We start from the raw sequence: 20,508 nt of genomic DNA, 5'->3' as shown, positions 1-20,508 counted from the left end.
TATGTTAAAAAATAAATTATGCCTCGCTTTATGTTGTGCGTTGCCGATTTTCTCAGGTTGTACGGTAGGCCCAAATTATACCAAGCCTGAGATTTCAATGCCTGTGACTTATAAGGAAGTGCAAGGCTGGAAAGTCGCCCAGCCACAAGATCAGCAAACCCGTGGCGCGTGGTGGGAAATTTACCAAGATGCAACTTTAAATCATTTACAGCAGCAAGTAGTGCTGTCAAACCAGAATATTGCCCAGTACGTTGCCAAGTATGAACAGGCTGCGGCGTTGGTATCACAGGCGAAAGCCAATCAGTATCCGAGTATAGACGCGACAGGCAATGCTACGCGTAGCGAACAAAATCAGGCAAAGCCAAGTAACAGTTATAGTGCCAAGGCGAGTTTGAGCTGGGAGTTGGATGTCTGGGGTAAACTGAAACGCACCGTGCGTGAAAATCAAGCCTCGGCACAAGCCAGTGCAGCAGACCTTGCCAATGCTACTTTAAGTGCTCAGACGACCTTGGCTAAGGATTATTTTGCGCTGCGGGTTCTGGACAAACGTATTGCGCTGTATGACAAAACAATTGACACCTATACACGTTATCGTAAGGTTTTGGCGGCCAAATATAAAGAAGGTGTGATTGCCAAGTCCGATCTGACTCAGGCTGAGCAGTCACTGTATAGTGCCAAGTCAGCACGTGAAGACTTGGTTTGGCAACGTGCCCAGTATGAACATGCTATTGCCATACTCATCGGGAAAATGCCTGCCGAATTTGATCTACCAGTCAATCAGGCAGCATTGCCTAAACCTCCAAGCATACCATTGACTTTACCAAGTCGCTTACTCGAACGCCGTCCTGATATTGCGTCTGCTGAGCGCAGTGTGGCTGCAGCAAATGAAGCCATCGGTATTGCGATTACGGGGTATTTTCCTGACATTACGCTATCAGGTTCAAGCGGTTATGCAGCAAGTAGTTTGTCTAATTTAATCAGCGCGCAAAACTTGCTTTGGTCATTGGGTGCTTCTGCGACACAAACGGTATTTGATTTTGGCGCAAACAAAGCGAAAGTCAAACAAGCGCGAGCTGCTTATGATGCGTCAGTGGCGAACTATAAGCAGACGGTACTTGAAGCCATGCAAAATATTGAAGATTATTTGGCGCAAGGCACAAGTTTAAGTAAAGAAGTGCAACATACCAGTCAGTCTTTGGCTGCGGCAACGGAAACCGCGCGGATTATACGTAACCAGTACAATGCAGGCGTGATTGACTATACCAATGTCGCGTCGACTGAAGCCACACGTTTATCAAGCGAACAAAGCTTGTTGCAGCTCCAGTCGACCCAATTGCAAAATAGCGTGGCACTCATTACTGCGCTTGGTGGAGGTTGGCAAAGTTCTGACCTGCCAAAATAGTTTTTCTTTAAAAAAAAGACCTTGTTTAGTAAGGTCTTTTTTATGTCTCTTTTAAGCAATATGATGAGATTTAATCGGTTGAATTTGCCGAACCAGTATGCCGCCAATCACGCTATACAAGATCATCACGATGCTGACTGAAACTTCTAGTTTTAGCGGTAGAAGATACAAAATTGCACCTGAAACCAGTCCAAAGGTAAATTGTAATGCACCGAGTAGTGCACTGGCTTGACCTGCGCGTTGTCCTTGTTTGGACAAGGCCAGAACAGTTGCATTGGGGCCAATAAAACCGACACATGCCACAATCATGAACAGACCCGACATTATGCTCCAAACGGCAACATGTTGGCTAAACACAAAAGCGCTCAGAACAATTGCACCCAAAAATTGTATGCTTGAACCTAACTTTAACAGTTCGAGTGAATCATAGCGTTTGATTAGAAAACGATTAAGGTTGGAAACTGCAATAATCCCACAGGCATTCACACCAAATAACAGAGCAAATATACCTGAACTGACGCCTAAATGATCAATCATGATTTCTGAAGCACTGTTGATATAAGTAAATAGCATGCCCATTAAAATACCACTGGCGACAGCAGGCACAATAAAACTGCGGTCTTGGCATAAATAGATATAACTTTTCAGTGCAGAACTAACTGTATGTTTTTGGCGGCGTTCAGGGGGTAATGTTTCAGGAAATCTAAAATATGAAATGATCATACTGATGATGCCCAAAACCAACAGCACCACAAAAATAGAACGCCAGTTGAACGCCCAAAGCATTAGGCTACCGATAAGAGGGGCAATAATTGGTGCAACCCCTTGAACAATCATCAATAGTGAAAAGGCATGTGCCGCATCTGTCCCATTAAGTCGGTCACGAATTGCGGAGCGAGCCACCACTACACCAACACAGCCACCCAGCGCTTGGGCAATACGTGCAATCAGCAAGACTTCAAGGTGCATGGCAAACACGCACACTGCACTTGCCAGAACATAGAGCGTCAAACCAAAAAATAATGGTTTACGTCGCCCAAAATGGTCGCTAACAGGACCGTAAACCAGCTGTCCAAATGCCAGACCAATAAAGTAAGCCGGTAAACTATTGGCAATTTGTGCAGTGCTCACCGATAAATCTTTTGCCATTGTGGGTAGGGCAGACAGATACATATCAATAGAGAATGGCCCCAATGCCGTAAGTACGGCAAGCGCTGCGATCCACAACAGAGAAAATGGCTTTTGTTGCATGAGAAATACCAAAATAAAAGATGACTGTGACGCTACTGATGCTGGATTGGTTCATCACATATCAGCAACTCAGGTTTTGGGAGTCTAGAATCAGAAGATAACGATGAAAAAACTTATTCGTCATCAATGACTGTATGCGCGCTCGATGCACCATGTTGCCAGTAACCTGCCGCTTTAATCGCATGCTTCGCTACCTGATACTGTTCGACCAGTATTTTACGCAACTGGCGTGCGACCTGAGTTTCTGCGGCCAGCCAGATAAAATAATCCTGTTGTGGCAAAGACAGATTTTGTAATGCTTGCTGAAATAAAGTCACCTGACCACTGGCTTGACCTTTACGGTGCAACCAAGTGATCTGAACTTTAGCCGCCGAATCCAGAACAATTTCATCGGCTGGCGAATTCACTTCGATAATCACTGTTGCCTGAGCCGATGCAGGGAGTTCCTCTAAACGCCGTGCAATTGCAGGTAAGGCAGTGTCATCACCCATCAAGACATAATGTTGATATACCATTGGAATGACCATTGAACCACGAGGGCCACCGATGGCAATTTGATCGCCAATATTTGCATGTTGTGCCCATTTGGTTGCAGGACCTGCATCATGAATCACAAAATCGATCGTTAAGGTTTTGGCATCTAGGTCAAACAGGCGCGGGGTGTAGTCACGTGCAATCGGTTTAATGTCATCGGCAAATTTTAAGCCTTGTTCAGTCATTTCAGGTTTGACCAAATGTCCTGTTGCTGTATCTGGGAAGAACAGTTTGACATGGTCATCAAAACTGTCGCTTTTAAAATCGGCGAGATCTTCACCTTGAAATACAATGCGAATCAGGCTTGGGCTAATTTGAAGAACTTCTTGTACTGTCACAATACGAAATTTGAGGTGATGGCGCACACGGTAAGGTTTTTTATCGAGCGTTGCTGTAGTTGTTGTCACTGTTGCATCCTGTTTTAGTTGTTGTAATGTCGTCGCAGCGGTTTGGAGTGCATTGACAAAAATCTCTGCTTCTTCTGCATTCAGTGGGCGACCTGCCAATACTTCACGCACCTGTTTTTTAAGCACATGTAAAGTATCGATAACCAACGCTGGTTGTTGTGAACGAATGTTGATTCGGTTCAAGATTTCCTGAATATGCTCTTTATATGCATCGATCACCTGATGACCAAGTTCAGTCATTTGATAACTTTGTTTACGCGCATCTTCCGCACAGGCTTGCATGCGAATCAGTTGTTTTTCCTGTAATTCAGCAAGTAAGGGGTAGACCATACCTGCACTTGGGCTGTAGTTGCCGTTGGTCATTTCTTGGATGGCTTTGATCAGCTCATAGCCATGACGAGGTTTTTGGGCAATCAGATGCAAGACCACCCAGCGTAAACCGCCATGCCCAAAACCTTTGTGATTGGATTTACCACGCATAGGAAGACTAGAAATAAAAAATAGATATATCTATTTTACACAATAAAAAAGATATATCTATTTTATTTATTTGAATCTGAACCCGAGCCTAGCTTTAAAATGTGACAAGATGTAGCCAAATATGCTGCTAGATTTTTTGGAGGATCTGAGTTGTCACATTGCTTATGTGCAATAAAAGTAACAACTAAAATGAACAGAAATATTCAAAAATACGGAGTATGTTATTTACCACCCACCGATCTTTGTATATCTATGTATTGTGGAGAAACTGGTCTTTTGAGGAGAGAAACATCAGCTGATATCAGAGCGAAATGAATAGCTCTCATCTCACTGGTAGGTTGCTTGAGCTGTGAGTTATGAGCAATTCTTATTATCTTTCTAAATGAGAATGTAAATCCATATTATTTACATAGATGTTCGGTATAATTTATTTCAATTTTAATGAACCTATCCAATAAATAATATGCTGAAAAAAACACTGTTCCAGATTCACTGGTTTTTGGGTATCACCGCAGGTCTGATTTTGTCACTCATGGCTGTCAGTGGTGCTATTTTTTCCTATCAGCCACAAATAACCAAGCTGATTAATCCAGAAAGTTATAATGTGACAGAGCAGCCACGCGCCAAACTGACACCTAGTGAATTATTTTTTCATTTTAAACAGCAGCAACCTAAGATAGAAATCAATAGTATCAGTGTGACCAAGTCACCGACAGAATCTTCGGTGGTCAATATCCAAAAACAAGGTGAGCGTCGTGGTTATGACATGATGGTCAACCCATATACGGCTGAAGTTCTCCCTGAAATTAAGGGGCAGGCATTTTTCCGTTTTATTGAGCAGTTTCACCGCACTTTGACCGTTGGCGAATTTGGTAAGCAATTGACGGGTGCCAGTGCTCTGATTCTGATTTTCTTTGTGCTCAGTGGTTTGTATTTACGATTTCCCAAAAAGCATTCTTTTAAACAATGGCTTGCTATTAAACCACACCTGAAAGGACGTAATTTTTTGTGGGATTTGCATGCGGTGGTCGGTACATGGGTCATGGTGTTTTATCTGACGTTTGCATGCACAGGACTATTCTGGTCGTATGACTGGTGGCGTGCAGGTATGTTTAAAGTCATGGGTGTGGAAAATACTCGTGTCGGAGGAAAGGAGAAGCCTGAGGGGCGCCCAGCAAAAGGGATGCAGCAACGCGGTACAGACGCTGAACAGCAAGGTTCAACATTGTCAAATGTATTGGTTCAGCAGCAATTAAACCAAGCATGGGCAGGTTTTAATGCTCAGATTGCACGTGATTATTCGAGTGTGACTTTCACCGTGCCGCAGCAGGCAGATGGGCGAGTAAAAATTTCATTTGTTGATGCAATTCCACAAAATGAACGTGCACGTAACAGCGCCGTATTTAATCTCAAAAATAATCAACTGGAAAAAGTTGATTTGTATGCCAATAAAAAGCTCAATGAGAAAATCATGTCGAGCATGTTGCCTGTGCATCGTGGCAGTTTCTTTGGTCCTGTATATCAATTCATTGCCATGCTAGCAGCACTGGCAATGCCATTATTCTTTGTTACAGGCTGGATGTTGTATCTAAAACGTCGTAAGCAAAAACGTCTGACTCAGGCGGCACGTGGTGATTTAGGATCAGAACATGCAGTATTGACTGAGCAGGCATGGCTGATTAGCTACGCAACTCAAACAGGCACGGCTGAACAATTGGCTTTGGCAACAGCCAAGTCTTTGCAACAGGCAGGCTATGTCGTTGCGGTCAAATCTGTACAGCAGTTAACAGCTCAAGATTTGCAACAAGCCCAGCAGGCACTGTTTATTGTCAGTACTTATGGTACAGGTTCGGCACCTGATCTGGCTGTTGGTTTCAGTAAAAAATTGATGAAGCGTCGTGCAGATTTGGCTCAGTTAAACTATGCGGTGCTGGCTTTGGGGTCTAAAGAGTACCCTGAAAGTTTCTGCCAGTTTGGTCATGCAGTGGATACATGGTTGGCTCGACAAGGTGCGAATCCTTTATTTAAGTTAATTGAAGTCAATAATGCCAATCCAAAAGAGATTCAGCAGTGGTATGACGCTTTAGCAGAAGTCACGGCAAGTGATGTTCAGCAAGTTGAAATCAAAAAGCAATTTGAAACCTGGGCGCTGAGCAAACGTGAATTACTGAATCCAAATAGTCTAGGTGCGTCAGCCTTTCATCTGGAATTGCAAACCACAGCCGATGTGACATGGCAGGCGGGGGATATCGCTGAAATCCAACCACAAAATAGCGTTGAACGTATTCAGCAATTTTTACAGCAACAAGCTATTTCAGCAGAAAGCCTCACCAGTCAAGGTAAGACGATTTTTGAAGTGTTACGTAGCAAAGATTTAACCCAACCCATTTGTGCTTATGCCACGTTGGATGAATTGCTCGAACAATTACCCGAACTGCCAAGACGTGAGTATTCAATCGCCAGTATTCCTGAGCAACAGTGTCTACAGTTGGTGGTACGCCAGCAGTCAAATGCTCAGGGCCAACTTGGTTTAGGTTCAGGCTGGTTGACTCAGCATAGTGTTATTGGTCAAGAGATGGCGATTGTGATTCGCAGTAATCCATCATTCCATCTGCTTGAAGATGACCGACCTATCATTTGTATTGGTAATGGGACAGGCATTGCAGGTTTATTAAGTTTATTGAAACAGCGCATCCAGCAAAATCGTGGGCGTAACTGGCTGATTTTTGGTGAGCGTCAGCGTGAGCATGATTATTTTTATCAACAACAGCTAGATGCTTGGCAAGCTGAAGGTATGTTGCAACACTTGGATCTGGCTTTTTCCAGAGATCAGGCTGAAAAACAATATGTTCATCACCGCTTACGTGAGCAAGCTGAATTATTAAAAAACTGGATTGCTGACGGTGCGGTACTTTATGTTTGCGGCAGTATTCAGGGTATGGCAACCGATGTTGACCATGCTTTAGAAGAAATTTTAGGTACAGAGCTATTGCAGCAGTTACGTGATGCAGGGCGTTACCGCCGTGATGTTTATTAAGATTTAAAATGTGAATTGCCAGAAAGCTGATGTTTTCTGGCGATCTCATTTAACTCAATAACAGATACATACATTGGCCCGTAGTTATTTGTCGTCTTTATTTTAAATACATGCTTTTGCGTTGCTTGCTTTTCTTCAGGTAAATCGTCTATTTCATATCATTGCTACTTTTTGACGAGCTGCGTGCTTAGGCTTCAATCAAGTAGTGCTAAAAACTGTATTTATTCATTATTTTTAAATGCTTTTAAAAGCAGCGGTTTTAAAAAGCATTTGTTGAGATAATTTCGCTTTACGGTGTGGCAAGCAATAAGTTTTTGCTAAAATGCGCCACTTGTATTGGTCGGTAAGCCAAATTTTTACGCATTTTAATTTTGAAATTTTAAAGGCATGAATTGATATGACAGACAGTAAAATCATGGCTGATCTTTCCTCCCATACCCCAATGATGCAGCAATACCTAAAAGTAAAAATGGCGCATCCACATGCTTTAGTATTTTACCGCATGGGGGATTTCTACGAATTATTTTTTAACGATGCCCGAAAAGCCGCAAAATTACTCGGGATTACCTTAACGCATCGTGGCAAAACCAATGGTGAACCAATTCCAATGGCGGGTGTACCATACCATGCTGCGGAAGGCTATCTGGCGCGTTTGGTTAAAGCAGGCGAAACAGTTGCTATCTGCGAACAGGTTGGTGAGGTGACAGGTAAGGGTCCTGTAGAACGTAAAGTGGTGCGTATTTTAACGCCAGGGACGTTGACCGATGATGCTTTACTTGGAAGTTACCAATCTTCGAACTTGGTGGCATTGTGTATCCAGCAAAACCAGATCGGGATTGCCTTACTGGATTTAAGTGCCAGTATTTTTAAAGTCCAACAACAAACTTACACGGCTGAGCAATTACCGATTGATTTGGCACGCCTGATGCCAAGTGAAATTGTGATTGATGAAGATCTGGTTGATCAAAACATTTTAGAAGTCATTAAAAAACAACTGGACTGCCCAATTACCAAACGTCCAAATGTCGATTTCAATTTAAATAATGCCCAAAAAACCTTATGTGACCAGTTTGCAGTGGCAACATTGTCGGGATTTGGGATTGACCATTTACCCTTAGCGAAAGCTGCTGCTGCAGCATTGATTCACTACGCTAAAGAAACTCAAAAAACCGCGCTGCCACATATCCGTTCCATTCAACTGGAACAATCGAGTGATTTTATTGCGCTTGACCCTGTGACACGTCGTAACTTGGAAATTATTGAGCCGTTATTTGAACATGGTACTTCATTATTTCAACTGATTAATCATTGCCAGACGGCAATGGGCGGACGTTTGCTCAGCCGTACTTTGATGCAACCAATTCGTGATACCGTCTTGCTTGATCAGCGTTTAGATGCGATTGAGCAATTGTTGCAAGGCTACCATGAAACGCCTGTACGTTTAGTGCTGAAAGAAATTGGCGATATTGAACGTGTGTTGAGCCGTGTGGCACTTGGTAGCGCACGCCCGCGTGATCTGGTGCAGTTACGTCATGCCTGTGCGCAAATTCCATTGTTACGTCACGCATTGCAACCTGTGATTCAGTCTAAAAAATCAGTACTTTTAAATGAATTAGATCAGCAGCTTGGTGACTTTAAAGCATTACATCAAGAGTTGATGGCGGCGATTGTTGAACATCCACCTGTATTACTACGTGATGGTAATGTAATTGCAGAAGGCTACGATACTGAACTCGATGAACTTCGCCAAATTCGTGATCATGCTGGACAGTTTTTGATTGATCTGGAAATTAAAGAGCGTGAACGCACAGGTATTAACACTTTAAAAATTGGCTATAACCGTGTCAGTGGCTATTACATTGAACTGACGCGTGCTCAAGCCGAGCAAGCACCTGCTGATTATATTCGCCGTCAGACCTTAAAAAATGCCGAGCGTTATATCACGCCAGAGCTCAAAGGCTTCGAAGATAAAGTGCTGTCGAGTGAATCACGGGCGTTGGCACGGGAGAAAATGCTGTTTGAAGCCTTACTTGAAACCTTGCGTCAAAACATTGCCAATTTACAGATGATGAGTGCGGCAATTGCCCAAGTTGATATCCTGAGTAATTTTGCTGAGCAAGCGCGTTTGTACACATGGACACGTCCAAGCTTTAGCCCTGAAATTGGTATTAAAATCACAGCAGGTCGTCATCCTGTGGTGGAAGCACTCAATAAAGCACCGTATACGCCAAACGATACTTTCTTGGATGTACAACACCGCATGGCGATTGTGACTGGTCCGAACATGGGTGGTAAATCGACCTTTATGCGCCAAACTGCACTGATTAGCTTACTGGCATATTGCGGTAGTTTTGTCCCTGCACAGGCAGTACAGCTTGGACCAATTGATCGTATATTTACCCGTATTGGCTCAGCCGATGATTTGTCTACAGGCAAATCGACCTTTATGGTGGAAATGACCGAAACCTCACAAATTCTACATCATGCAACACATCAGTCCTTGGTGCTCATGGATGAAGTCGGGCGCGGAACCAGTACCTATGATGGGTTGTCATTGGCGTGGGCATGTGTACTTGACTTGACCAAGCGGGTGAAATGTCTATGTTTGTTTGCCACGCATTATTTTGAACTGACGGAACTGGCACAAGAAGCGGGCATTGACAACTATCATGTCACGGCAAAAGAACTTAATGGTCAGCTCATCTTGCTGCATAAAGTGCAACAAGGCCCAGCCAGTCAAAGTCATGGTTTGCAAGTGGCAAAACTGGCGGGGATTCCTGCGAGTGTCATTAAGGATGCTCAAAAGCGTCTCAAGATTTTGGAAAAGCAGCAGCAACAACATTTACAGACCTCGGTACAAAATGATTTGTTTATGCAGCTTGAGCCTGAAATTGAAATTGTTGAAAAAACGGTTGAAATTGAGGTGGCTTCGCCCGCTTTGGATTACTTACAACAGCTTGATGTCGATAACCTGACGCCACGTCAGGCACTTGAACAACTGTATGAATTAAAAGCTTTAGCCAAAAAGCCTGTTGAATAATCCGATTTGTTTAAGATAAAACTGGTTGTGAATGAGAATCAATCAGTTTTAATTTAAATTAACAGCCTTTTATATAATTAATATCAATAAAAGGAATTGTTTGTTCAGGGGTTTTTTGCCTACAATAGCGCAATTGATCGAAACCATATTTTTTAGGTAGCTGTCGCCATGACCTTTGTTGTCACTGAAAACTGTATTAAATGTAAATATCAAGACTGCGTTGAAGTATGCCCAGTAGACTGCTTCTATGAAGGTCCAAATTTCCTTGTCATTAACCCTGATGAATGTATCGACTGCGCACTATGTGAACCAGAATGCCCAGCCAATGCAATTTTCTCAGAAGATGAGTTGCCAGAAGGTCAAGACGTATTTATTGAATTGAATGCTGATCTTTCACAGAAATGGCCGAACATCACCCAAATTGGTGAACAGCCAGCAGACCGTGAAGAGTGGAACGGTAAAGCAGATAAATTACAATATTTACAAAAATAATTGTAAAAGATCAGCATTTGCTGATCTTTTTTTATACAAAAAAATCACATTTAGTTTAAAAAAATTCAATATTGCTACTCTGAATTGGATTACAATAATTGTTATATTGTACTCCCTCTCTTTTATCTCCAATGATTAAATCTGTATCAAAGCATCTGTTCACCACAGGTGTGGTTTCGTTATTTCTGGTGAGCTGTACCACTACAACGCAACAAACAGGCTACAATTATTCACAAACGGGTAAACGCATCCATATTCCCGAGGAACAGGTCTCCAATGAACGACTCGTTCCACCGAAAGTTGTGCCTGACTCTTATAATCTGTGGCTAGCGCAAGGTAATAATCGTCAACATGCTTATGAATATGAAAAATTTTTAGATCAGCAACATGTGGGCAATATTATTCCAGCGTTTGAATTATTGCGTAGTGCGCGTGACTGGCAAAAATGTAGTAGTTCCGAATACGCCGTACCAAATCGCGAATTATGGGAAAATCAGGTTGCCACATTGCGTGTGTTTAAATACTTGGTTGCAACCAAAGTGTTGACTGACTTTGAAGTGACATCGGTCTATCGTGACATGCCAACCAACCATTGTGCAGGTGGAGCCAACTCTTCACGTCATTTATTTAATTCAGCAATCGATTTCCGCATTGGTGAGAAGTATCCACAACCGAGGGATCTGGCATTTATTGAAAATACCAAGTTCAAGTTGTGTCAGTTTTGGACACAGTATGGGCAAAACCTGAATATGGGCTTGGGACTGTATGCATCAGGGCAAATTCATATTGATACACAAGGCTATCGAACTTGGGGACCTAACTTGAGTCGTAGCTCTTCTATGTGTAGTGGCTACTTAGCTCGTGCTTAAAAGAGATCATTTTGATCTCTTTTTTTTCTGAGAAATTGAACTCATAGCATAAATGTATACAATGACCTGATCGTAAATAAGGTGTGCCAATCATGCAAGAAATGTGGACAGCGTTAGATGAATACATCGAGTCACATTTAATTTCTGAAGATCCAAAACTGCAACAAATTATTCAAAATACAACTGAACATGGTCTTTCCAACCATTTAGCAGTGGCGCCAAATCAAGGCATGTTGTTGCAAATGCTGATTCAGATGAATCACTGTAAACGTGTTTTAGAATTAGGTACTTTTGCTGCATATAGTACAGCATGGTTGGCGCGAGCATTGCCTGAAGATGGTTATTTGCTCACGATTGAAGGGCGAGATACCCATGCTGCCATGGCTCAGCACAATATTGATCAAGCCAATTATCCTGTAAAAGTTGAACTTAAAGTCGGGCGTGCTGCGGATGTGTTACGCGCTTTGCCTGCTGAAACTCAGCCATTTGATTTTATTTTTATTGATGCCGACAAGCAAAGCTACCCAGAGTATCTGGAACTAAGTTTACAATTTTCACGCTCTGGTACCGTTATTGTGCTCGATAATGTGATTCGTGCAGGCGATATTATTAATCCAGACAATCATAAACCGAGTATTGAAGGAATTCGTGAAACGTTTAGTGCATTAAAAGACCATCCACGCTTGTTGTCATGCACTGCCTTACAAACTGTCGGCAGTAAAGGGCATGATGGTTTTGCGATTGCAATTGTCAAATAACAGCGAATGTAACAAAAAATCACCAATTGATTTTTTTGTATAAAAATAAATAGCTTAAGTATTCTGTCCATAGAGTTATCCACAGATTATGCGGATAACTATGGACAACTTTTTAGAAAAGCTATTTGGCGACAATGAGCGGCACATTTAAGTTTCGGAAAATAGTGGTGGTAATACTGCCCAAGAAAAATTGATGAATTTTACTGTGACTAAATGCGCCAAGTAAAACCAATTGAATGCCATGCTGGCACTGATATTCCATGATACTTTCCGCAACATCGCCATAACGTGCTTCAACTACGACATCTAAACCTTGTGCTTTGAGGAAATGTTCAGGTTCTTTAAGCACTTCAGGATGATCACCAACATAAAGCAAGTGACATTGAAGTTGGCGTAGTAAATCGCTTTCGGCAATACGATGCATCATTTTTAAACAGGTTGGTGAATATTCATAAGCAAAGATGAATCGGGTGGGTGCTTTAAAATGATCACCAATCGTCATGATGGTACATTTTGCCCCACGGATAAAGTTTTCAACATTGCTTCCAATTGCTTTATTTTTTTCTGCAGCGCGTTCCCCAACTCGACCAATAATTGCAATATCATCTTCTTTTAAAATATTGAAGCTTTGTTCAAGAAAGTCACCTTTTTCCTGAATAATACTGACATCAATGTCATGTTTTTCTTTAATCATGTTGGAGATGTGATTCAAGAGATTATTGCTGTAGTTGACAGCAAGCTCACTTTGTTTTTGTTCAAGTTCAGCAAGTTCTTTGAGCAACATGGCATTGCTTTCGAACCCGATGACACCACTGATTTCCCCTAAGTGATAGCTGGCTGGATAGTAATCCAAAATTTGTAATAGTACCAATTCTCGATGTGTCTGCTTCGCGACCCATGCCGCAGCATCTGCAATGGCATTGATACACGGTGAAGAATCTATACAAGCAATCACACGTTTCATTATAGCCTCTCTTTGAGTTGACACTCTTAGGTCTAATTCTTGGTTTTACTGTAGCACAAGTTGTTGATGCTGCAAGTTACAGATATCGCAATTTAGCTTACCTTCATAAAATTACAGAAAATATTCTGATTATTTCGTAACAATAATTTATCTCTTATCGTATTTAAACCATAAGGAAATTTGAGAGTATGCCAAAAAACAATACCTGAGACTTTGCCAAGCCTGACTTAAGTTTGATGATGCATGCTGAATCGGTTGAAATGCAATGTAGAGAGGCGATTGATGTTATCGAATTGGTTATTTTAGGCAATTTTGTCTGCAAGTTTTGCTGCATTAACCGCAATTTTTGCCAAAGTTGGGCTACAAGGTGTAGATTCGGATTTTGCCACCCTGATTCGTACTATTTTGATTGTGCTGATTTTACTGGCATGGGTGAGTTTTTTAGGAAAATGGCAGAACCCATTGTGGCTGAGTGGAAAAACGTGGTTGTTTCTCAGCCTTTCTGCTGTGGCGACAGGCGCATCTTGGTTATGTTATTTTCGTGCTTTGCAAATGGGGCATGCCTCTCAGGTGGCACCAGTTGATAAACTGAGTGTGGTGTTGGTTGCAATTTTTGCTGTGATATTTTTGGGAGAACGTCCAAGCGGGCAAGAGTATGTAGGTATTGCACTGATTACAACGGGTGTATTAATGATTGCACTAAAATAACTATAGAAGTTTGCTATGGCTGCTTTCTTAATTGATTTCGGCTTCCTGTGATCGAATTAGAGGCATGAGTTGTACTTCGAATATAAGATGACAATTTGGTTTCGATCAGAGTATTTTACCAGTGCACTGATATAGCTGGCTTTTTTTAATCTGATTGAAAGTAAAAATAAAATAATCATCTTTTTCTCTCAATGTCCAAAAGATCCTAGGCCTCCTAGCTATATTTTTTTACTATTTTTTGGCATGTTTTCCTGCCATAAAGTTGAACGGTTCCGACCATTTCGTTTTGAAAAATATAAGGCGCTATCTGCACGTTCCAGACTATTTTCAATTGAGTTTTCAGGCTGTTTAATGATGTAAATACCTAAGCTGACTGTAAAGTTAATCATGCCAAGGTTTACAACAGTGGTGGGGTTAGACATGATCATTTCTCTGAAAAATTCTGCACGCTCAAAGGCTTTTGTTGTATTTGTATTTGAGAGTAAAATCACAAATTCCTCACCGCCCAAGCGCCCAAGTAAGTCATTTTTTCCTAATTGTTTGGATAAAACATTGACCAAATGCTTGAGAACTAAGTCACCAATCGCATGCCCATACGTATCATTAACAGTTTTAAAGTGGTCAATATCAATCATGATCAGGGCAGAGGAGGTTGTAAGACCTTTTGAAATGTCCTCAAGTTCAATCTCTAAGCGGTTGATAAATGCGCGGCGGTTACTGATTCCTGTGAGTGCATCGGTTGATGCCAGTATTTCAAGTTGTGACTCTCGCTCTTTTTGTGGAGTGATATCATGGAAAATCCAGCATTGCCCAAGGAAATGGCATGAATTGATTAAAGATAGGTTTTCAATTTCGAGATAACGACCATCTGTTAGCATAATGGTTTTTTTGAAATTCTCATCTAGATGATTGTGTGTGAGGTTGAGGTGATATCCAGTCACACGATAGAGGGTTTTTTCAAGTTCATGAGTAGGCAGCTCGATGAGCTCATTTAATGACAAATTAAGTTGTAAAGTTGAAATCAGCATCTGATTCGCTGCAACAGTATGGTGCCGTTCTCCGATACTGGTATCAACAACTAGAATTCCTGAAGGAAACTGTTCAACGAGTGCCTCAAGACGCTGTTGGGTTTTCGCTAAATCAGATTCTGCGCGATGGCGGGCATCGACATCATTGAGTGTCCAGATTGCGTTCCCCGAATGGTCTTCAGGGTCGAGTAAAGCACCTTGAATATCGAACCAGTTTAACGTGCTGTTATACATATACAGAGGCCATTCGTCACGAACGTAACCTGTTTGTTGTACGATGTTGAATAATTCAATTAATTTCTCATTGGTATTGTCATTTTTATGTAGATGACTAAAGCTAATATGTGTTTTTTGTTCGCCATAAGGTAAATGAAAAATTTTGGCTGCCCGTTCATTGGCATACAAAATTTCATGTTTGGCGCTTGTGACGACAATCAGAGAGTTACTACGATCCAGTACGGCTTTGACCAAGTGTGAATGTTCAACTCGCTTTTGAATATCAGTGTATGTTCCTAACATTTTAGTGGGTGAAGACGATGCATCTCGTTGGGTAACTTTCCCTCGAAGTTCCACCCATAACCATCTACCATCTGCTGTTTTTAAACGAGCTTCAATACGAAATTCATGCTCATGTTTTAAATGTTGAGAAAGCTGTTGCATAAAGATTTCACGATCTTGTGGATGCAGAAAAAGATCGAGAAAATCTTCAAAAGACAGTTTGAATGCGTTATGTGCATATCCCAGCATTTCATAGCAGCGTTTATCCCATTTCAATTCATCGGTAATGTAGTTCCATTGCCATAAACCGTCTTGTACTGCCATAAATGTCAGGCGTAGATGTTCTTCTTTTTGCCGTAATGTTTCCTGTAATATCTCATCTTGAGTAATATCAAGGATATAACCATGCCATAAAATACCGTGATCTTCTTCGATTTGGGCTTTGGCGTGGTTGCGTAGCCAGCGAATAGAACCATCTGGGCAAATCACCCGATATTTGACATCCCACTCTTTTTGGTTATGTAAACTATCACCAATCACAGTGTACAAATGAGTAATGTCTTCAGGGTGAATGCATTTAGTCAAATAATCCAGTTTAAAATTTTGCTCTGAAAAAGGCGCAATGCCATGTAATTCAAAGAAGCTCGGATTGGTAAAAGGTAGTGATAAAGAACCATCAGGATGAATACATACTTGAAAGAGCCCACCTGGAACTTCATTTGCCAAATACATAAAATGACGCCTTTGTTGTACCAACATGGCGAGGTTGCGCTGTCGCTGTAAGGCGAGCCATGCACTAATCAATACAATCACCAATAATAAGCCTGTACCAATTAGGTTGTAGGTCAGGTTGCGCTGATAAGCATTGTCTAAAGCAGCAAAGGTATGCTGCCTTTCAATTCCTGAGCTGATAATCAGAGGAAAGCCATCAACTCGCTTCCAGGCATACATGCGTTGTAACTGGTCAGGGCCAGTTTTTGCTTCATAAGAACCATTTTGTACATTATTTCGAAATAGTTTAAGCCGCTCTTTGGGAAGCGTTTTTCCTAAAACTTTATCTTGATACTGCGAGCGAGCTAAATAAGTTCCATCTTCACGTGCCAGCAAAATGACATCGATAGGATTATCAAAAATATTTTGGAAATATTGTGAAATGTAGTTTGGAGATAATGATAAAATCATCACGCCAATAAATTTATGGTTACGATACAATGGCTTGGTTAACTGGATTGTCCATTGATTGGAAAACTTTTCTTTGATTGGCGAGCTAATATAGAAATCAATTTTTTGATGTAAATGAACCTGAAAATATTCACGGTCTGTAATATACATCGCATTTTTATCGTTTTTAATTTGTTTTATATTGGAATAAATCAGTTTGCCTTGAGCATCGGCAATCGAAATTTGAGTGATAGAGCCTCGCGGATAGCTATGGCTAACATTGTAGATTGCACGTTGAAATGCTACATTATTTTGCAATTCATAATTATTTTTCATGTCAATCATACTGTAGTTCAAACCTGTAAACAATGTTTGGACTTGAACAGAAACAGCATTGGATATTTGACGCACCCGAATCCAAGCCTGCTGCTCAGTTTGCTGATAAAGGGTACGTTGTGTGTTAAAAAAAATGATCCAGTAAATTACAATTGCAAAAATAACAAAACCAGTGCTCGCCAAAATAATAAAGGAGGCAGGTGTCAGGTTTTCACGCCATAAGCTTTTTGAAGGAGAAGGCATATATTCACTACATTTAAAATCTATATTTGAGAAACGCTCAAAACTTTTTATTTACCTAAATTCTAAATAATCAAGAGAGGGTTAGAAAAAAATTTCTCTTTGTGACTATAAAAAACTGTAATATTTAATCGATCACAAGCTGATTTATTGATTTTCATCAAGCAATTTTATTTTTCTTATGCCTTATTGAAATCTGTTTCAATCTTGCTCGGCGAGAAAAATAAAAAATAGGTATAAATCATGATAAAAGCAGCCTAATGAATATCTATCTTTTGTTAGAGAAATCCCATTCGTCTAACCAAGTTTCAAAAGCAGAAGCGGACAGTGGGCGAGCAAATAAATAACCTTGAGCAACTGAATATCCTTGTTGATATAAAATTTGGTATTGTTCTTGTGTTTCAATGCCTTCGGCGATAATGGTTAACTTTAGAGTTCTAGCGATACTTAAAATCGCCTGACTTAAAGCTCGAGCAACTTCATCATATTCGAGGTCTGCGACAAAGCTCCGATCAAGTTTAAATTCTGAAATAGGTAGGCGGCGCAAGTAACTTAAACTTGAGTAGCCTGTACCAAAATCGTCCATAGAAAGGTGTACGCCTAAGTGATGAATGTCATGAATGATTTTTGTAGTACATGGATGATTATCCAATAAAACATTTTCCGTAAGTTCTATGGTTAAATCCTGTGGTTGTAAACCATGCAGCCGTAAAATTTCTGCAAGAGTATTTGGAAGTTTTATACAGTGAAAGCTGGTCGGCGATAGGTTTACCGAAACGGATGGAACATTCCGACCTTTCATACGCCACTCTGTAAGTTGGCGACAAGCTTCTTGAATCACCCAATAGCCAAATTCGGTAATTAAACCACTTTCTTCTGCAATTGAAATAAAACGCTCTGGTGAGATTTCACCAAGTTCAGGGTGAGTCCAGCGAGCCAATGCTTCGATGCCGTATAGCTCGCCTGTTACCAAATCAATTTGTGGTTGATAATGCAGGTTTAATTCATGATTGAAGAGCGCATGGCGAAGGTCTCTTTCCAGTTTGAGATGACCTTGCAATAATTCGTTCATTTCATGACTAAAAAAACAGAACTGATTTCGCCCACTATTTTTTGCCTGATCCATCGCAATATCTGCGCGATGTAGCAGATCTTCAATGTTATGACCATCATCTGGGAACATCGCAATCCCGATACTGGCACTTATAGTCAGCGTAATAGAGTTCTGGATCTTAATGGGTTTAGCTAAATGAAGTTGTAACTCTTCAATCACAATTTGTGCTTGCTGATGGTTACTTTCGGGCAAGATAATGACAAATTCATCACTTGATATTCGTCCAATAATATCATTACTGCCTAAATTTCTTTTTAAGAGTTCAGCAACCTGACACAATAATTCATCCCCAACAAAATGCCCATATGAATCATTGATTATTTTGAAGCGATCAAGATCAACATATAAAACAGCGATAGGTGTATTATTTCGAATGCTTGAAACAATAAGCTGATCAGCCTTGCTCAGCAATAAACTGCGATTGGGCAAACCTGTCAATTCATCATAAAAAGCCAATTGCTGAATGCGCTGTTTAGTCTTTTCACGCTCAAATGCCAATGAACAAAGATTGCTGCAAGCATTGATAATCTGTTGGTGAAAATCCTCCAGCTCCAAATTTCGAGGCTGTTTAAAATAGAAAGCAAAAGTACCAATCACTTGATGCTGATTGTTAAAAACAGGTGTTGACCAACATGCAGTATGCTCAAAAGGATGCATGGCATCACGATAATGATCCCATAAAGGGTCTGTTGCAATATCATCTACAATCACAGGTTTGCCACGCCAAGCTGCTGTACCACATGAGCCAACACTAGGGCCAATACGCAAATTGTTAATGATTTGACCATAATGCGCTGGTAAATTGGGTGCAGAGATAGGATGCAATAATCCTTGTGTATCGACTTCTACAATGGATGCTGTAATTTCTGGTGCAAGCAATTCAACTTCATTACAAATAATATCAAGAACATTGGTAAGAGAAGATTCTTTAGATATTGCTTCTAAAACTTTGTGTTGCAATGTTTCACGTAACTTGGTGATGGAAATATCCGAAAAGGTGATAATCGTATATTTTCGGTTATTATCTGGATCAAGGATTGGTTTTTTTATAATTTTTGCCCAGTAACGTCGATTTTTTGCAACAACCAACTCTTCATCTATCTGTGAATTGTTTTTATTTAACTCACTGGTCTGCGGTTGATGCGTAAATAAAGAGAATGGGCTTTTATCTAAAATCTCATGTTTTTCCCAGCCAAACATACGGTTAAAACCTTTATTACAATATACAATTCGAGAAGAACTATCTGTAATGAGAACTGCTGTATCATTAATATCTGCTGCAAGTGATAGATGGTCCAAATACAGTTGCTGTTCTCGCTCATGCTGTAAGCGGGCACTGATATCTGTCGCAATTTTTAAAATTTGAATCACTGTTCCATCTTGATCTAACACAGGGGTATAGGTCGCTTCAAGCCAACAGCTACTATTATCTCCCCGAATCCGTTCAACAAAACCTGAATAGGGAATACCTTGGCATAAGGATAACCAAAAAGTATCGTAATCTTCTGTTTCTACAAAAGAAGTAGGACAAAAACTACAATGAGCACGTCCAATTGCCTGACTTTCAGTCATATGAAATAGAGAGAGATAGTTTTTATTCGCCCATTGCAAAACCCCATCTGGAGAAAACTCAGCAATAGCAATTGTTTTTTCTAATGCTGAGAGCTGTAAAGTCGGTGTTGCTGTTCGCTTCGCTGAGGTTAGCTTAACTTTATCTGTCATTATACTTTTTCCAAAGCATAGGAATTAATCTTAGGTTTTGATTATCAACAATTTAATGATTTATTTTTTTATAAATTGAGACACTCCAAATGCTATGCCAGATCAGTGGATAAGGCTTCTCTTACCATTGTTTAGCTTTTTTTCTCACTGAGCAAACAATATTTAAATATATTTCAATCAAGCCCAAGAGAAATAAAATGGTCGTATGAAGCAAGTCGATTAATTCGTTCCTATGATTAAAATGTGACTAAAACCATTTACCTCTATTTATATTATACAAGATGCTACAATTTGCAAAAAAATTCCGCGACTCATGGTCATTTTTATTTAGGCATTAAAAAATGCAGTGATCGATTGATGCGTAAAGTTGTAGTGTTCGATATAACTGTACGCTAGTAATCAATTAACAAAACACTCTATATTGGGTTTGTGTTTTTATGCGCATACGCTCTTTTGTTCAATAAAAA

12 protein-coding genes are annotated in these 20,508 nt (G+C 40.5%); 7 read left to right on the top strand and 5 right to left on the bottom strand.

Annotated features, from left to right (window positions below; genetic code table 11):
• Window position 1 precedes the first annotated feature (1 nt).
• Window positions 2-1,402: an efflux transporter outer membrane subunit gene (locus F975_RS09890; protein ID WP_004752832.1), complete on the top strand. Its 1,401-nt coding sequence runs from the start codon at window positions 2-4 to the stop codon at window positions 1,400-1,402.
• 51 nt (window positions 1,403-1,453) lie between these two features.
• Here F975_RS09890 and F975_RS09885 read toward each other — a convergent pair whose 3' ends face one another.
• Window positions 1,454-2,653, bottom strand: a complete 1,200-nt coding sequence (locus tag F975_RS09885) for a multidrug effflux MFS transporter (RefSeq protein WP_004752830.1) — start codon at window positions 2,651-2,653, stop codon at window positions 1,454-1,456.
• A 113-nt stretch (window positions 2,654-2,766) separates the two neighbouring features.
• Window positions 2,767-4,074, bottom strand: coding sequence for an SIP domain-containing protein (locus F975_RS09880; protein ID WP_004752828.1), 1,308 nt, complete (start codon window positions 4,072-4,074; stop codon window positions 2,767-2,769).
• Between the two features lie 463 nt (window positions 4,075-4,537).
• On the opposite strand from F975_RS09880, the gene F975_RS09875 reads away from it, so the two are divergent.
• From F975_RS09875 to F975_RS09850, 5 genes are all read left to right on the top strand, one after another.
• Window positions 4,538-7,111 (top strand): PepSY domain-containing protein, encoded by a 2,574-nt coding sequence (locus F975_RS09875; RefSeq protein ID WP_004752827.1) that lies wholly within the window; start codon window positions 4,538-4,540, stop codon window positions 7,109-7,111.
• A gap of 397 nt (window positions 7,112-7,508) precedes the next feature.
• The gene (mutS, locus tag F975_RS09865; RefSeq protein WP_004752826.1) at window positions 7,509-10,151 is read left to right on the top strand and encodes a DNA mismatch repair protein MutS; all 2,643 of its coding nucleotides are present in this window, start codon (window positions 7,509-7,511) and stop codon (window positions 10,149-10,151) included.
• 168 nt (window positions 10,152-10,319) lie between these two features.
• Entirely contained in the window at window positions 10,320-10,643 is a 324-nt protein-coding gene (gene fdxA, locus F975_RS09860) for a ferredoxin FdxA (protein ID WP_004752825.1), read from the top strand.
• A 131-nt stretch (window positions 10,644-10,774) separates the two neighbouring features.
• On the top strand, window positions 10,775-11,512 hold the full coding sequence (locus F975_RS09855; protein WP_081399812.1) for a D-Ala-D-Ala carboxypeptidase family metallohydrolase: 738 nt from the start codon (window positions 10,775-10,777) through the stop codon (window positions 11,510-11,512).
• A gap of 92 nt (window positions 11,513-11,604) precedes the next feature.
• Entirely contained in the window at window positions 11,605-12,270 is a 666-nt protein-coding gene (locus F975_RS09850) for an O-methyltransferase (RefSeq protein ID WP_004752823.1), read from the top strand.
• 121 nt (window positions 12,271-12,391) lie between these two features.
• Here the strand turns inward: F975_RS09850 and F975_RS09845 are convergent, their stop codons facing one another.
• Window positions 12,392-13,234, bottom strand: coding sequence for a universal stress protein (locus F975_RS09845; protein ID WP_004752822.1), 843 nt, complete (start codon window positions 13,232-13,234; stop codon window positions 12,392-12,394).
• Between the two features lie 312 nt (window positions 13,235-13,546).
• On the opposite strand from F975_RS09845, the gene F975_RS09840 reads away from it, so the two are divergent.
• A complete protein-coding gene (locus F975_RS09840; RefSeq protein ID WP_004752821.1) occupies window positions 13,547-13,942 on the top strand; it encodes an EamA family transporter in 396 nt (131 codons plus the stop codon).
• 218 nt (window positions 13,943-14,160) lie between these two features.
• Here F975_RS09840 and F975_RS09835 read toward each other — a convergent pair whose 3' ends face one another.
• A complete protein-coding gene (locus tag F975_RS09835; RefSeq protein WP_004752820.1) occupies window positions 14,161-17,208 on the bottom strand; it encodes a diguanylate cyclase in 3,048 nt (1,015 codons plus the stop codon).
• A 265-nt stretch (window positions 17,209-17,473) separates the two neighbouring features.
• Window positions 17,474-20,041 (bottom strand): bifunctional diguanylate cyclase/phosphodiesterase, encoded by a 2,568-nt coding sequence (locus F975_RS09830; RefSeq protein ID WP_004752818.1) that lies wholly within the window; start codon window positions 20,039-20,041, stop codon window positions 17,474-17,476.
• Window positions 20,042-20,508: the final 467 nt, after the last annotated feature.

Source organism: Acinetobacter brisouisimilis (assembly GCF_000368265.1).
Taxonomy (GTDB): Bacteria; Pseudomonadota; Gammaproteobacteria; order Pseudomonadales; family Moraxellaceae; genus Acinetobacter.
Note: the sequence above shows the minus strand (reverse complement) of the source record. Positions and strands in the feature narration are given on the sequence as shown.